General features: G+C 61.0%; 14 protein-coding genes and 1 riboswitch. Of the genes, 9 read left to right on the top strand and 5 right to left on the bottom strand.

Features of this window, described 5'->3' with window-relative positions:
• Positions 1-33: 33 nt before the first annotated feature.
• From CCGE531_RS24780 to CCGE531_RS24750, 8 genes are all read left to right on the top strand, one after another.
• Positions 34-1,716 carry a phospholipase D-like domain-containing protein gene (locus tag CCGE531_RS24780; RefSeq protein ID WP_120668697.1) on the top strand — a complete coding sequence of 561 codons (1,683 nt, stop codon included), beginning with the start codon at positions 34-36 and terminating at the stop codon, positions 1,714-1,716.
• 54 nt (positions 1,717-1,770) lie between these two features.
• Positions 1,771-1,950 (top strand): hypothetical protein, encoded by a 180-nt coding sequence (locus CCGE531_RS24775; RefSeq protein WP_162943996.1) that lies wholly within the window; start codon positions 1,771-1,773, stop codon positions 1,948-1,950.
• A 533-nt stretch (positions 1,951-2,483) separates the two neighbouring features.
• Positions 2,484-3,098 carry a LytS/YhcK type 5TM receptor domain-containing protein gene (locus CCGE531_RS34900; protein ID WP_245459294.1) on the top strand — a complete coding sequence of 205 codons (615 nt, stop codon included), beginning with the start codon at positions 2,484-2,486 and terminating at the stop codon, positions 3,096-3,098.
• Positions 3,020-3,577 carry a GGDEF domain-containing protein gene (locus tag CCGE531_RS34895; protein ID WP_245459392.1) on the top strand — a complete coding sequence of 186 codons (558 nt, stop codon included), beginning with the start codon at positions 3,020-3,022 and terminating at the stop codon, positions 3,575-3,577. The genes CCGE531_RS34900 and CCGE531_RS34895 overlap by 79 nt, the downstream gene beginning before the upstream one ends.
• Before the next feature lie 79 nt (positions 3,578-3,656).
• Positions 3,657-3,913: riboswitch (cobalamin riboswitch) on the top strand.
• Between the two features lie 163 nt (positions 3,914-4,076).
• Positions 4,077-5,093, top strand: coding sequence for an ABC transporter substrate-binding protein (locus tag CCGE531_RS24765; RefSeq protein WP_120668693.1), 1,017 nt, complete (start codon positions 4,077-4,079; stop codon positions 5,091-5,093).
• A gap of 2 nt (positions 5,094-5,095) precedes the next feature.
• Complete coding sequence (locus CCGE531_RS24760; RefSeq protein WP_120668692.1) at positions 5,096-6,133, top strand: iron chelate uptake ABC transporter family permease subunit; 1,038 nt, start codon at positions 5,096-5,098, stop codon at positions 6,131-6,133.
• Positions 6,130-6,894 (top strand): ABC transporter ATP-binding protein, encoded by a 765-nt coding sequence (locus tag CCGE531_RS24755; protein ID WP_120668690.1) that lies wholly within the window; start codon positions 6,130-6,132, stop codon positions 6,892-6,894. Before CCGE531_RS24760 ends, CCGE531_RS24755 begins: the two co-directional genes overlap by 4 nt.
• A gap of 214 nt (positions 6,895-7,108) precedes the next feature.
• Positions 7,109-8,203 carry an LLM class flavin-dependent oxidoreductase gene (locus tag CCGE531_RS24750; RefSeq protein WP_120668688.1) on the top strand — a complete coding sequence of 365 codons (1,095 nt, stop codon included), beginning with the start codon at positions 7,109-7,111 and terminating at the stop codon, positions 8,201-8,203.
• A 56-nt stretch (positions 8,204-8,259) separates the two neighbouring features.
• Here CCGE531_RS24750 and CCGE531_RS24745 read toward each other — a convergent pair whose 3' ends face one another.
• The 4 genes from CCGE531_RS24745 to CCGE531_RS24730 are packed head-to-tail and all read right to left on the bottom strand — an operon-like array spanning position 8,260 to position 13,315.
• Positions 8,260-9,381 carry an ABC transporter permease gene (locus CCGE531_RS24745; protein WP_120668686.1) on the bottom strand — a complete coding sequence of 374 codons (1,122 nt, stop codon included), beginning with the start codon at positions 9,379-9,381 and terminating at the stop codon, positions 8,260-8,262.
• A 2-nt stretch (positions 9,382-9,383) separates the two neighbouring features.
• Positions 9,384-10,535 carry an ABC transporter permease gene (locus tag CCGE531_RS24740; RefSeq protein ID WP_120668684.1) on the bottom strand — a complete coding sequence of 384 codons (1,152 nt, stop codon included), beginning with the start codon at positions 10,533-10,535 and terminating at the stop codon, positions 9,384-9,386.
• Entirely contained in the window at positions 10,532-12,292 is a 1,761-nt protein-coding gene (locus CCGE531_RS24735) for an ATP-binding cassette domain-containing protein (RefSeq protein WP_120668682.1), read from the bottom strand. The genes CCGE531_RS24740 and CCGE531_RS24735 overlap by 4 nt, the downstream gene beginning before the upstream one ends.
• A gap of 12 nt (positions 12,293-12,304) precedes the next feature.
• Positions 12,305-13,315, bottom strand: coding sequence for an efflux RND transporter periplasmic adaptor subunit (locus tag CCGE531_RS24730; protein WP_120668680.1), 1,011 nt, complete (start codon positions 13,313-13,315; stop codon positions 12,305-12,307).
• Positions 13,316-13,471: 156 nt separating this feature from the next.
• On the opposite strand from CCGE531_RS24730, the gene CCGE531_RS24725 reads away from it, so the two are divergent.
• Positions 13,472-14,149, top strand: coding sequence for a CerR family C-terminal domain-containing protein (locus CCGE531_RS24725; protein WP_162943995.1), 678 nt, complete (start codon positions 13,472-13,474; stop codon positions 14,147-14,149).
• Positions 14,150-14,180: 31 nt separating this feature from the next.
• Here CCGE531_RS24725 and CCGE531_RS24720 read toward each other — a convergent pair whose 3' ends face one another.
• A complete protein-coding gene (locus CCGE531_RS24720; protein WP_245459292.1) occupies positions 14,181-15,503 on the bottom strand; it encodes a DUF882 domain-containing protein in 1,323 nt (440 codons plus the stop codon).
• Positions 15,504-15,683: the final 180 nt, after the last annotated feature.

Genomic DNA, 15,683 nt, shown 5'->3' with positions numbered 1-15,683 from the left:
ATCGCCTTCATCCAACGCAACGAGGGGATTGAGATGACTTTTGCCAATACAGGTAGCGCCGGCAGCCTTGCAGTGAAACTGTGGCGCGGCGAACGCATGTGCCTTATCGGGATGGATGTCACCGACCCAGAGGATGATTTCGTAGGCTTCGCGATCGAGGTGAAGAGCCCTGGTTCGGCCGACTACGTTCCGCTGAGGAATCGTTTGAATTTCGACTACAGCAGCGGCACGGGTGTCGACGGCTTCCGCAATTTCCTGTCGACCGAGGCTCCCTTCCAGAAGTTCCGCTGGATGCATTTTCCCTATGACCCGACGGATGGAACCTATCTCTATCGGGTCACGAAGATGCACATGAATGCCGCCGGCGCCTTGCGCCGCGGCGATCAGGTTGCCGACCTGCCGATCTCGCTCGACCGCATGACCTATAGCGATTATCTCGATATCGGCTTTACCCGCAACTTCGCCTCCTCGCAGGCCTATGCCGACAAGTTCGGCAACAATCCGGACGTCATCCCGAGCGATGCGGACCAAGGCCTGACGTTTACGAAGCTGCCGGGCGACGTCTACCAGTGGCTTGGTTTCGAAGCCTATGACCTCATCTTCGGCCTATTGGACGAGGTGGTGAACGATCCCGGCCTCTCCATCGATGTCTTCGCTTATGATTTCAACGAGCGCGATATCGTCGGCAAGCTTGAGACCTGCGGCAATCGCGTTCGCGCCATCATCGACGATTCGGGATCGCACAAACCCGCCGGCAGTGCGGAATCGCAGGCGGCCGCGCGTCTTGCGGTCTCTGCGGGATCGGCTGCGGTGAAGCGCATGCATTTCAAGACCCTGCAGCACAACAAGGTCTTCGTCGTCCGGCGCGGCGACCAGCCCCTCAAGGTGCTGTTCGGCTCGACTAATTTCAGCTATCGCGGCCTTTACATACAGGCCAATAATGCGCTCGTGTTCCATTCAAGCGATGCAGCCGGGTTGTTCGGCCGTGCCTTCGACCTCGCTTTCCAGGGCCTGGACGCCTTCAAGCAGGACGGTCTCAGCAGCAAATGGAGCCTGGTGCAGGCGCCCGGCATGCCGGCGGCGCACTTCTGCTTCTCACCGCACCAATCGAGCAATCTGTCGCTCAGCCCCGTTGGCGCGGCGATCGATCAGGCCTCGTCTTCCGTCTTCTATGCTATCGCCTTCCTCAACCAGATCCGCTCGGGCCAGGTGTGTCAGGCGGTGGACCGGCTGATGGGCAAGGACGTGTTCAGCTACGGCATTTCCGACAAGGAAGGAGGGCTCGAAATCCACAAACCCGATGGCACGATCGGCCTGGTGGATTTCAGCTACCTTGCGAGCCACGCCCCGGAACCTTTCAAGACCGAGTGGAGTGGCGGCAGCGGTATTCATCAGCATGACAAGTTCGTCGTGACCGACTTCAACCTGCCGACGGCCAAGGTATTCACCGGATCGTCCAACCTGTCGCCCAGCGGTGAAACGGGCAATGGCGACAATCTCGTCATGATCGAAGACCAGCGGGTGGCGACATCCTATGCGCTCGAAGCGCTCCGGATATTCGATCATCTCCATTTCCGTTCAGCGATGCAGGGTGCCGGCGCGCCCAACAGCCTGACGCTCGCCCGGCCGCCCGGCCCCGGGCAGCAGGCCTGGTTTCAGCGGTTCTATGCGACGGGTTCGCAGGCGGCAAAGGACCGTCTCCTATTCTCGCACTGAGGAGGGGCGGGCCATGGCATGGAGATCTCCGGTGCTGACGATGAGGCATGGCCCATGAATGAGATCGATGCGATACCTTTTTCCATCGAGAAGGAGGTCGTGGAGGCCTCCGATTTCCGGTGGGACGGCAACGGCTTCGGGGCGGGTATCGGTATCGCCGCGTCCGGCGGCGGATTTCTTTCCGCCCGGAATTGCGTAAAAATAAGGAGACAGGGCGGTTCAGAGATTCAGTAAAGAGCTGAACCGCTCAAGGGTTGTGTGCGGAAGATCGAGCCTGAAACCAACGTCGTTGTAGCGATCGCCACGGTGTAAAGCGGGAAATTGTTCGACCGCACTTGACCACTCCGCGCGGGGCGCCAGATAGCGCCTATTATCCATACTTCGTGCATGAGCGATCCACAGGAAAGGCCTTGGGCAGCTACGGCAATCTGCTCAGTGTTATCAACCTTTCGATTTTTTCATCCGTTTTGTTCTTCTCCCTCGATGTTTTATAACCTCGCGAAGATCCTGGGTGCGCAACTCCTCAGAATGCGGTATCGGACACTCCGGCATCGACACGCATCAATTTCGAAATTCGATTACGACAATGATCATCATTTGCGGCCCTCACTCGATCCCCTGTCCCGCCTTAAGCGACCTCCCGTCGCCGTCGGCGAGCGAGAGACTCGGTAAACCATTTTATAGAGATCGCGTGGTATCCTGCGCTGACTTCAACTATGGCCGGTGCGTGCCATTGATGGGGCTCCTCGCGAAGGTTGGGGACAGCCATGGGAATTGAAATGCATTTGCCTTCGCTGGTGCGCGTCCTGGGGCAGGTGGCTATCATCGTCTATGCCTATTCCTGGGTCATCCGGATCGTCGATCGCGGCGTTCTGAAATCGGTTGCGGTCGGATTGTTGTTTGGCGTGGTCGGCATCCTGTCGATGGCTGATCCGATCCAGTGGATGCCTGGCGTTATCCAGGATGGCCGCTCGATCCTGCTCGTCCTGACGCCGGTCTATGGCGGCCTCTTGGGGACCGTTGTTGCGGCTGTCATGATGGGTCTGTTCCGCTTCTTGGTCGGCGGCATGGGTGCTGTCGGCGGCATTGCCGGGATCCTGATCGTCGCGCTTACGGGCTATGTCCTCAGCCTCCTGCCGCGGCAGTGGATCGGCACGGGGTGGAGGCGATCGGCATTGTTCGGCCTGGCGACCTGCACGTCGCTCGTCGTTCTCGTCTTTCTGCCGTGGGGGGTCGCGCGCGAGCTGCTGCTCTCGGCAACGCTTCCGGTCACGATTGTCAATATACTCGGTGTCTTTCTTCTCTGGATCTGCTGGAGCGGGAGCAATATCGCATCGGCATCCAGCGCGCGCTCGAGAGCGAAGCAAGCCTCGACCCGCTGACGAAACTTCCCAATCGCCGTGTCCTGCAGCGGGAAGGGGACCGTTGCAGCAAGGAAGCCGGCATCAGGCGCATCCCCTTTTCGATCATCATGCTCGATATCGATCACTTCAAGAAGATCAATGACAGCTGGGGCCATTCCTTCGGCGATACGGTCCTGGCGCGGGTGGCGGACGTAATCCGGCAGACCGTCCGAAGGACCGACATTGCCGCCCGCTATGGCGGAGAGGAAATCGTCGTTCTGCTGCCGAACACTGATATTAAGGCCGCCACCGCCATTGCGGAGAAAATCCGCAAGGATATCGAAGCGACAGTCCTGATGTTCGAGCAAGAGGCCATCCGCGTCACCGTTAGCATCGGCATTGCCTGCTCCCACGAACCGACCGCTGACTTCAAGCAGGTGCTGGAGGCTGCCGACAAGGCACTTTATCGTGCCAAGGCCGGCGGGAGAAATCGCGTGGAATTGGCCGAGGCCGCTTAAGCCGGCCATGCAGACGTTGTGGACTTCGCGCGCGTTCGCTTTATCGCATCCATGCGTCCTTGACGGGAAGGGTGCATCCGGCATAACTGGATGCGACGGTTCCCCAAGGAAGACTCCGCGGGGATTAATAGGGAACACGGTGAGGACGACCCAAGAGGGACCTAGACCGTGGCTGCCCCCGCAACTGTAAGCGGATTGCCGATCATCCGGGAGTGACCAGTCTGCTGGTCTATTCCCGAGGCCTTGAGCCATGCCACTGCAGCTAAGCTTGCGGGAAGGCAGATGATCGTCAGATATTCGCGAGCCAGGAGACCTGCCGTCGATCACGATCCAATCAGCCGGGCGGGGATGCCCGGAAGGGACAGAGAGAATGATTGACCTGAGCCTTCGACGCTATCCGACATCTATCGGCCTTGATTGGGATCCCCGCAACCGGCGGCGGCCTGCCCGCGCGCGATCGCGCTGACACCGCCCAGTTTCCTTCCCATCGAGATCTCCAATGCGCCATTTTTTGACGACGATTGCATTTGCACTCGGCCTGACCGGGTTTGCCGCTTCCGGCTTCGCCGCCACCCAATATCCCCTCACCATCGGTAATTGCGGCCAGAAGGTCACCTTTCAGAAGGCCCCGGCCAAGCTCGTTTCGATCGGGCAGGGCATGACCGAAATCCTCTTCTCGCTCGGGCTTGCCGACAAGGTCGCCGGAACGGCGGTCTGGGTCGGCCCGGTGCTGCCGCAATTTGCCGAAGCCAACGGCAAAATCCCGCGGCTTGCCGATAATGATCCGAGCTTCGAATCCGTCGTCGGCAAGGAACCGGATCTCGTTGCCGCCGAATTCGAATGGCATGTCGGGCCGCAGGGCTCCGTCGGCAAGCGCGAGCAGTTTTCCGAACTCGGCATCAACACCTATATCGCGCCGACCGATTGCGTTGCCAAGGTCAATGCCGATGGCGGCGACGGCGTGCGCAAGGAACTGTTCACGATGGACCTGATCTATCAGGAGATCGGTGAACTCGCTGAGATCTTCGACGTTAAGGATCGCGGCGATGCCTTGATCGCGAACCTGAAGAAGCGCGAAGCGGATGCGGTCGCCTCGATTTCAGGCTCAAGGGCCAAGGATCTTCCGATCGTATTCTGGTTCTCCAGCAAGGAAGTCAAAGGCGATGCCTTCATCGCCGGCAAGAACAGCGCGCCGGCTTATATCCTGAAGACGCTCGGCGCCAGGAATGTCGTGACGACCGAGGAAGAATGGCCGCTGGTTGGATGGGAGACCATTGCGCAGGCCAATCCGGCCGTCATCGTCATCGCCACCATGGATCGACGCCGCTACGCAGCCGACGATCCGAAGGTCAAGCTCGAATTCCTCGAGAAGGATCCGGTCACCAGCCAGCTCGACACCGTCAGGAACAAGCATTTCGTCATGATGGATGCGCAGTCGATGAACCCGACGATCCGGACCATCGACGGCATCGAAATATTGGCCAAGGGCATCCAATCCTTCGGCCTGGCGCGGTGAAGATGCATCTTACCGCGGAACGACGGCCATGGTGGACGCTGCTGGCGCTTGCCCTGGCTGCCATCGTGCTTCTGGCCTTCATGATCAGCCTGGCGGTGTCGATCGGCGAGATTTCCATCCCACTGTCGACGACCGCAAAGGCGGTATCGAACCGGCTGTTCGGAACGGGTTTCGAACTGAGCCGCATCCACCAGGGCATCGTCTGGGATTATCGCCTGAGCCGGGCGCTCGTCGCCGCCAGCGCCGGCGCTTCGCTGGCGTTGAGCGGCGTGATCCTGCAGGCCCTGTTGCGAAATCCGCTTGCCGAACCCTATGTGCTCGGCATTTCGGCGGGCGCCTCGACGGGCGCGGTCTGCATCATGATCCTTGGGCTCGGCTATGGCATTCTCGGGCTTTCCGGCGGCGCCTTCCTGGGTGCGATCGTCGCTTTCCTGTTCGTCGGTCTGCTCGCGACGGGTGTCGGTGGCACGAGCGAGCGCATCATCCTGTGCGGTGTTGCGGGTTCGCAGCTTTTCAACGCGCTGACCTCCTATATCGTCACCACGTCGGCCAATGCCGAGCAGGCAAGGGGCGTCATGTTCTGGCTGCTCGGTTCGCTGAGCGGCGTGCGCTGGCCGGATGTCTATCTTTCCGGGCCGGTCGCCATTCTCGGCTTTATCGTCTGCATGGCGCATGTCCGCGTGCTCGACGCCTTCATCTTCGGCACGGATGCGGCCGCTTCGCTCGGGATTGCGGTCAGACGCGCGCAAATCGTGCTGCTTGGCGTGACGGCCTTCATGACGGCGGCGGTCGTCAGCATCGTCGGCTCGATCGGTTTCGTTGGGCTCGTCATCCCGCATGCCGCCCGCTTCATGGTGGGACCAAGCCATGACCGGCTGCTGCCGGCAGCGGCACTTGCCGGCGCCATTTTCATGGTCGGCGCCGATATCGTCTCGAGGATCATCATTCCCCAGCAGATCCTGCCGATCGGCGTGGTCACCGCCCTGTTCGGGGCGCCCGCCTTCGCCATCATTCTTTATCGCGCCCGGAGGACGGCATGAGCATCGCGGTCGACACAGTCACTTTTGCCGCCGGCAATACGTTGATCGTCAACGGCGTCAGCCTGGCGGTGGAACGGGGCAAGGTCCTCGGCCTTCTAGGGCCGAACGGCTCGGGCAAGTCCAGCCTGCTGCGGCTGATCTGCCGGTTGAGGAAGGTCAAGAGCGGCGTCATCCGGCTCGGCGGCAGCGATATCGCCTCGATCTCGCGTGGCGACATCGCCCGCCGCATCGCGCTTGTCGAACAGCAGGCGACGACCGATACCCAGGTGACGGTCATGGACGTCGTGCGCCTCGGCCGCACGCCGCATCGGGGACCCCTCTCATCCTGGAGCGCTCATGACGATGCGGCGGTTGCGGATGCGCTTACCCGCGTCGGCATGCAAGGCCGCGCCGGACAACTGTGGCAGACCCTCTCCGGTGGCGAACGGCAGCGCGTCCATATCGCCAGAGCCCTTGCCCAGACTCCGAGCGAACTTCTGCTCGACGAGCCCACAAATCACCTCGATATCCAGCATCAGCTGGACATTCTCGGCCTCGTCTCCAGGCTTGACGTGACCTCGATCGTCGCGCTGCACGATCTCAATCTCGCGGCCATGTTCTGCGACAGCCTGGCGGTACTCCAAAATGGCGCAGTCGTTGCAGCCGGTCCGCCGGAACAGGTGCTGACGCAGGAATTGATCGAACGGGTTTTCGGCGTGCGCGCACACGTCCAGAAATCCTCGGTCCATGGCCGCTGCAACATCCAATATATGGCTGGTTGACGTCGTTTAAGCGGAACCATTGATCTTTCGCTCGCGCCGAGCCGTTTCAATCCGTGCACAAAAATAGTTTAGGTTTAAACTTGTTTTTTCCGGCCTATGGATCGACAGTGGTGGCCCAAGGGGAACAGGGCCTATCCCTTCGTTCGGCAACGGCAGTTGGAACAGGTGGAGGCGATGCGTTCCGCCCACAGAAGACCCAAAAAAGAGGAACAGCATGATCAAGCCGCATCCGCTGAAAGGTCCCAGCAAATTGAAACTCGGCGTCTTTTCCGCTAATGCGGACGGAGGGCTTGCCATTACCGACGTGCCGGAGCGCTGGCAGGCGCGCTGGGAAGACAATCTGAACGCCGTACAGATCGCCGATCGCGGCGGGCTGGATTTCTTCCTTCCGATCGCGCGCTGGAAGGGGTTCGGCGGCAAGAACCGGGTGCGTGAATGGTCCTTCGAGACCTTCACCTGGGCGGCGGGCCTTGCCTCCGTCACCGAACGGATCGGCCTTTTCATGACGGTTCATGTGCCGCTCGTGCATCCGCTCTATGCGGCGAAGGCGCTTGCGACCGTCGATCATATCAGCGGCGGCCGCGCGGGACTCAATATCGTCTGCGGCTGGAACCCGAAGGAATTCGGCATGTTCGGGGTGCCGCTGGTCGAGAAAGGTTATGACCAGGCGGACGAATGGCTTGATATCATGGAGCGGGCTTATACGTCGGACGCGCCGTTCGACTATGACGGCACCTATTACAGACTGAAGGATGTGGTGAGCCGACCCGCCAGCCTGCAATCGCCGCGGCCGGTCACCATGAACGCGGCTTTCGGCGGGCCGGGTCGGGATTTCGCGGCGAAGAATTGCGAATATCTCTTCACCACCTTCACCGAGATTTCCGAAGCCGGCAAGCATGTCGAGGATATCAAGGGGCGGGCGGAAAAGCTCGGCCGTGATATCGGCGCCTATACCGTCTGCCATGTCGTCTGCCGCGAAAGCCAGCAGGAGGCGGAGGATTATTACGAACGTTATGCCGTGACGCTGGCTGATCATGAGGCGGTCGATGCCCATATGGCCGGCAAGAAAGAATTCTCCCAGTCGCACGACACGCAAGCCTATGATCGCTACCGCAAGCGGTTTGCAGGCGGCGCGGGTGGCTATCCGCTCGTCGGTACGCCGGAAAAGATCGTCGAAGATATGATCGCCATTGCCGAACAGGGCTATTGCGGGATTGCTATGTCCTTCGTCAACTACACCTACGAATTGCCGTTCTTCTGCGACCGGGTCATGCCACTCCTGAAGAAGGCGGGGCTGCGGTTCGAATGAGCCGATATCATCGACGATGAGGTCGACGCCACATGGCGTGCCTTCCGGGAATTGCCCTAGTTCAACCTGTGACGGAACATCCAGGCGGCAACCGGCATCGTCGCGGCGGCGATCACGACCAAGGCCAGCATGTCGGGAAGAAGCGCGTCGAGCCCGGCACCTTCGAGATAGACGCCGCGCGTGATGCTGATGGCATATTTCAGCGGATTGATCATCGTCGCATATTGCAGAACCTTCGGCATGTTGTCGGTCGGCGACATCAGGCCGGACAGCAGCATGAAGGGCATCAGGAAGACGAAGCAGAGGATCATTGCCTGCTGCATATTGGCGGCAATCGAGGACAGGAACAGACCGAAGCCGATCGCTGCGGCAAGGAAGAGGCTCAGCCCGAGATAAAGCGTCAAAAATGAGCCGGCAAACGGGATGCGAAACCAGAACAAAGCCACCAACAGGATCGTCGATGCCTGGGTGATGCCGACGATCATCGAGGGGATGGCCTTGCCGATCATGATCTCGGTCGGCGTGAAGGGCGCCACGAGCAGCTGATCGAAGGTTCCTTCCTCGCGCTCGCGCGCGACGGACATGGCGGTCAGCATCATCGTCATCAGCATGGTGATCGTCCCGATGAGCGATGGGACCATGCTCCAGCGCGTTTCCAGCTGCGGATTGTACCAGGCGCGCGTCGTCACCTGAACGGCATTGCCGGAACGGCCCTTCCGTGCAAGCCAATCGAAGGTGAAGTCGCTGACGATCGTGTTGGCATAGCCCTGCGCAATGCCGCTCGTGTTGGAATTCCTGCCATCGGCGATGACCTGCACCGTGCCGGGGGCGCCGGCTTCCAATCGTCTCTCGAAATCATGCTCGACAACGATGATCAGCACGGCCTGCTTGGCATCGAGCAGCCTGATTGCCCGACCCGTCTGCGGCAGCGTCGCCACCCTTTCGAAGATGCCGGATCCCTCGATCTTTGCGACCAGATCTCTCGATGCCGTCGTCCTGTCCTGGTCGACGAGCGCATAAGGAACCGTGTTGAGGTCGTAGGTGGCGGCATAGCCGAAGATCAGACATTGAAGGATGGGCGGGACGACGATGCTTGCCCGGCTTCTCGGGTCCTTGAGGATGACGAGGAGTTCCTTGCGGATCAGGGTTGCGATGCGCAGAAGCGATGCAATGAACATGGCTATGCGATCCTCTTGCGGGTCATGCGCACGGCAAGCGCCAGAAGTGCTGCGGCCATGCCGGCCAGTACGGCGGCATTGGGCAGGATGACGCTCCAGATATTGCCGGCGAGAAACAGGGTTTGCAGCAAGGTGACGAAGTACCGGCCAGGGAAGATATAGGTGATGATCTGCACGGCCCAGGGCATGCTCCGCGGATCGAACATGAAGCCCGAGAGCATCATTGCCGGCAGGAAGGTGACGAGAACGGTCACCTGGCTGGCGATGAACTGGTTCTTCGTGATCGAGGATATGGCGAGACCAAGACCGAGCGCCACCAGGAGATAGAGCATGGACACGACGGTGAGGATCAGCAGCGATCCTCGAAGCGGCACGCCGAAGAGCAGCCGGCTGCCGACGACGCAGAGCGCAAGCCCGGCGAGCCCGAGCAGAAAATAGGGGACGGTCTTGCCGAGCAGGATTTCGCTCGAGCGGACCGGCGTCACGAACAGCGCCTCGAAAGTACCACGTTCCCATTCCCGCGCCATGACGAGCGCGGTCAGGAGCGCGCCGATCAGCGTCATGACGAGGACGACGAGGCCAGGGACGAGGAAATAGCTGCTGTCATTGGCTTGGTTGAACCAAAGCCGGGACTCGATGGTCACGCCGCTGCCGGCGGCCACCCCTTTGCGGGACGCCTCCTTGGCGTTCCAGATGCCGACAGCAGCTTCGGCGTAGCTCAGCGAAATACGGGCGGTGTTGGCATCGCTGCCGTTGACGACCACCTGTACCTCGCCATTGCCCGAGGCCATTTTACGCGCGAAATCCGAGGGAATGCGCAGGATTACCCTTGCCCTCGATGACAGGAGCATCTCTTCGGCCCCGGCCATCGTCTTGACGGGTCTCGGAGAAAAGTAGCTGGAGAGTTCGAAGGCCGAGGCCAGCCCGCGCGCCTCGGCCGAATTCTCTTCCACGACGATCGCGACGGGGACGTTCTTGACGTCCAGATTGATGCCGTATCCGAACAGGATCAGCAGCGCCACAGGCATGACGATGCCGATCGCGATGCTGCTCGGGTCGCGCAGGAGCTGCCAGGTCTCCTTGCGGATGAGTGCGCGGATGCGGCGCAGGGATGCGCGCAATCCGTGGCCAGGCCTGTCGACGGGTTCGTTCATGCCGCTTTCTCCGCCTGTTTGTGACGCTCCTGCTCGACGATCGCGATGAAGGCCTCCTCCATCGTTGCCGCCGCCTCGCCGCGTGTCCCGGCATGGGCGCGGATTTCGACCGGCGTTCCTTCGGCCAGGTTCTTGCCGGCATCGAGGATGATGATCCGGTCGCAATATTCGGCTTCTTCCATGAAATGCGTCGTCACGATGATGGTTACGCCCTGCTCGGACAGGGCGGTGATCCGGCCCCAGAATTGCCGCCGCGCCAGCGGATCGGCGCCGCTGGTTGCTTCGTCGAGGAAGAGAATATCCGGCTCGTGCAGCAGGGCGGCGGCAAGCGCCAGCCGCTGCCTGAATCCTCCGGGCAACTGTCCGCTGGGCAGCCTTGAGAACTGGTCCAGTTCGAACTGGTTCTTCAAAGCGGCGATCCTGTCCTTCCTGTGTTTGCCGCGCAGCCCATAGGCGCTTGCGAAGAACTCTAGATTCTCGTCGACGCTCAGCTGGCCATAGAGCGAAAACTTCTGCGCGACATAGCCCAGCCGTTCTCGGGCCTTGGCACCTGCTTTCAAGAGGTCGGAGCCGGCGACCATCAATGTGCCGCCGCTTGCGGCAAGCAGGCCGCAAAGCATCCGGAATGTCGTGCTTTTTCCCGCGCCGTTCGGGCCAAGCAGACCGTAGACCTCGCCCTTGCGGACGCTGAAGCTGACATGGTCGACGGCGGTGAAATCCCCGAACTTGCGGACGAGGTCGTGAACCTCGACGACCGTTTCGGCGCCATTGTGATTGTCCGATGGCTGGCTGATGTGCGTCTTGCGCTCGGCATCTCCGGCAACGGCGTCGAACAGCATCATGAAGGCATCTTCGAAACGTGGTGCCACGCTTTCGGCGTCGAGCTCGGTATCGTCCATTTGCAGCGGCTCGTCCTTTTGATCCGCTTTGCGCACGATCCTGACCCGACCGGCTTCCGGGACGGCGTCGATAATACCAGGCAGGGCGAAGAGACGGGCCTGCAGGGACCTTGCCGGCATGCCCTCCGGTGTGTCGACCATGAAGCAGCAGCCATCAGCCTTCTTTGTTATGTCGGCAGGCGGTCCCTGATCGAGGATCTTTCCCGCGTGCATGAGCACGGCGTGTTCGCAGCGTTCGGCCTCATCGAGATAGGAGGTTGCCACGATCACCGAGAGCCCGTCCTCCTTGACGAGCTTGAAGACGATTTCCCAGAGTTCGCGCCGCGACAGCGGGTCGACGCCGACGGTGGGCTCGTCGAGCAGCAGCAGTTCGGGAGCCCGCACCAGCGTGCAGGCAAGGCCGAGCTTCTGCTTCATGCCGCCAGACAATTTTCCCGCCGGCCGTTGCTTGAAGCGCTCGAGCTGCGTCATCTCGAAGAGGCGCGGATAGGTTTCGTCGCGCTTCGACTGCGTCACGCCATGCAGATCGGCGTAAAGATCGAGGTTCTCCTGAACGCTCAGATCTTCGTAGAGACCGAATTTCTGCGGCATATAGCCGATCCGGTCCTGAACATGCTGCGGCTCCGCGGCGATATCGAAGCCGATCACCTGCAAGCTGCCGCTATCCGGTGCGATGAGGCCGCATGCCAGGCGCAGCAGCGTCGTCTTGCCGGCACCATCCGGGCCGACGAGCGCCGTCAGCGCGCCTTTCCGGACATCAAGCGAGACATCGGCGAGCGCTTTCACCGTTTCTCCGGTGTCCCGATGAAACGTCTTGCAAAGCTTGCTTGCTATCACCGAGAGATCGCCGGCGGTCATGGCATCCTCATTCTATTGCTGTTGTGCGGTTGGCTGAGCCGCCTGCTCGCCGGCAAGTGGCCGGACGGTTGCCGGCATGCCCAGCCGCAGCATGTTGTCGGGATCGTCGACGAAAATCCGGACTTCGTAGACGAGGCTCGTGCGCAATTCCTCCGTCTGCACCGATTTCGGCGTGAACTCGGCAACGGAAGAAATAAAGCCGATCCACCCTTGAATCGTCCGCCCCGGTAGAGAATCCACGGCGACAGAGGCTTTCATGCCGGGACGGAGCATCCCAAGCTGGGTTTCCGAGACATAGGCACGCACCCATTTCGGGCTGATGGTTGCAAGCGAGAAGGCAGCCCGCGTGGGAGACGCCATTTCGCCGGGTTCGATCAGCCTGGACTGCACGATCGCGTCGACGGGCGCTCTCAATTCGGCGTCGGCAAGCTGTCGGTGGAGAAGCGCGACATTGGCTTCCGCCGCATGCAGCTGCGCTTCGGCCTCCTCGATGTCCTCGATGCGGGAGCCGGCGACGAGCAGATCGAGCGCCTTCTGGTTTGCTACGACCTTGGCGTCGGCGACGGCCGCCGCCGAACGGGCTTCGTCCAGAGCCTGCTGGCTGACCGCTGCCTTGGGAGCAAGCGCATTCTGGCGTTCGAACTGGGCGCGGGCATTGACGGCCTGCGCCTTGGCGGATTCGACATTGGCGCGGGACTGGGCGATTTCCTCGGGGCGGCTGCCGTTCTTGAGGCGGGCGAGATTGGCGCGTTGGCTCGCAGCCTGCGCTTCCGCCTGGGCGACCTGCGGCTGGAGCCGGCTGGTGTCCAGCTTGGCGACGATCTGCTCTTTCTTGACTTGCGCGCCCTCTTCGACAAGGACTTCGGCCACACGTTCGCTGCCATTGAAGGCAAGGGTGAGCTGTCTGAAGTCGATATTTCCATAGAGAACGAGGTCGTTCGAGCCGTTGTCCCGATGAAGATACCACCAGGTACCGCCCGCGACTGCGATCAACAGGACCAGGATGACGATGACGCGCTGCATGCTTTGTCTGAACTCCAAGCGAGTGGGGGCGGCTCTAGTGAAACGAACGATGACCGAGATTGATCTCGGGCTGATTATAACACTTGTCAAATTCAAATTTCAAATTAATATTTGAATTAATGGAAGGCAGAGACAATGGCCAGAGGCAGTAGACGAGTGGCGCGATCACGAGATCGGCAGGACGGTGCCGCCACACGCATGAGCCTGCTCGAAGCCGGCGGCGCCGTTTTCGCCGAATTCGGCTTCGACCGCGCGACGGCCAAGGAAATCGCCTTGCGCGCGGGGACGAATGCGGCGGCGGTCAATTATCATTTCGGCGGCATCGAGGCCTTGTATGAAGACGTACTCGCCGAGGCGCATCATCGCCTGATGAGTTACGACGTGCTTGCCCGCACGGTTAGCGCCGACATCGATCCGAAAGAGAAACTGCGCCGGTTTATCGGTCTGCTGGTCAAAGTCGTCAGGACAGGGAATGAGAATTCATGGCCAGCCAAGGTGATCGTCCGCGAACTGATCGCGCCGACGCCTCATATCGACAAGCTTCGCCGCGAGGAGATAGAGCCCAAGAAAGCTTTGCTATTCGGTGTTATCGCCCAGATCATCGGCGTTGCACCGGACCATCCGCTGGTCGCTCAGGCCGCGCTTTCGACGATGGCGCCGTGTTTCATGCTTCTGGTGGCCGAGAAGCGCGTCTCCGAGATCATTCCGGCGCTTGGGCGGGATACGACCACGGACGAGGAGCTGGCGGATCGGCTGGTTCGCTTTACGCTAGGCGGCCTCGCGCACCTTTCGTTGTCGGTACAGGCGGCGAGATCACCGGATCAGCCGAACTGACCCTTCGCAAACCACGCATTGGGAGATTGCTTCAACCTTCGAAGCCGAACCGCTCGACATTGAAGTCGTCACCGTCATAGGCGGCGCCGTCCTGAATGTCGGCCATATCCTCATGCATCGGTATCGGCGCGCTGACGAGGCTCGGGAGCGTCATGTTGACTGCCATGCCCGGCGGCTGCAGCGCCCAGGCAACGATGGCCCCGGTCGACATGGTCCCGACGCCGGCCGATACGTCCTGCGCAGCGGAAGTCGGTAGTGCTGCCATCGGCTGCAACTTCGCCATGGCGCTCTCGTTCGTATTCTTCGCATTGTCGGCCACGACCAGCTTGCCGGCATCGTTTCGTCCCACAATCAGGCTTGCGAGAATGGCAGGAGCCGGTCTTTCAGGGGCAGCCGCCGGGATGACGACGACGCTGGTGGGGCGCCATGCCGGTAGCGGAACGGCATAGGCGGCCAGATCGGCAAAGGGCTGCTCCTTGCTTTCCTCGGCCACGCGCTTGCCGAGCTGAGCTTCCAGCCCGTTCACGGCTCGGCTCCTGGGCATCGGCAGCATGCTGGTCATAAGGCTGCTGTCGGGTGCACCGCTGCGAGACGCAGCCGACGATCCGGCATCATCATCGTCTTCCACGACGGCCGCGATCCTGCTTATTTGGGATGGCCGCTTCCTGGATTGCGCGACCGCTACCTCATAACCCGGCAGCGGCCTGCCGTCCGCCGGCACATGCAGCGTCTGTCCGGTCGGGAAAAGCCGTGCGAGTTCCTGGCGCGGCATTCTCGGCCATGCGCGAACCCTGCCGACATCCAGATGCACGAAGGGCGAGCCGGAGTTGGGATAGAAACCCACGCCGCCGATCTGCATCTGCATGGCAATCGCGCGCAAGCTCGCAAGTTTCACGCCGGGAATATAGAAATCCATCGCCTTGCCGAGCGTGTGCTGGCTGTGCTTTGCGACGCCTGAGCTGCGCGAGCGGTTGCGCAGCATGCCGTTGGTCGAAGGGGAACGATAGGCCGAGACGACGTGTATGGTTTCCCGCGCGCCGCTGCGTTGATAGACTTCCCAGACGAGATCGAGCAGTTCCGGATCGATCCGGGTCGGTTCGTTCTTTCGCCAGTCGCGTAAGAAACGGTTGATCTGGGCAAGACCCCTCGGGTCATATTTGCCGCCGCGCTTGAAGACGATATTCGCCCGTTCCCCGGTGTGAGTGAAGAAGAGCTTGAGCGCCCGGTCCTCGGCCGCGGCGGAGCCGGCAAAGGCGCCAAGCATCAGCATCGCGATCAGCGCCACCCGGCAAGCGACGAAGGAGGAGGCCATGGCGAAAGTTGTCGCCGAGATGGAAAAGATCGCGTGATGCACGGATACGACTTTCGCCCTTGCTAATAGACACAGAACTCAGAGGCGCCGCGCCTGCGGCATCGCTATACCACCAATTATGGTCAACAAATCCCTAACGGACCGTTTATAGGCGGAAACGGCATGTTGATAGACGGTTGACGTCGACTTTCGTCTCAATCGGTCCTTGCTTCGAAGACCTCG

The organism is Rhizobium sp. CCGE531 (assembly GCF_003627795.1).
Lineage (GTDB): Bacteria > Pseudomonadota > Alphaproteobacteria > Rhizobiales > Rhizobiaceae > Rhizobium.
This window is presented reverse-complemented; position numbering and strand designations above follow the sequence as displayed.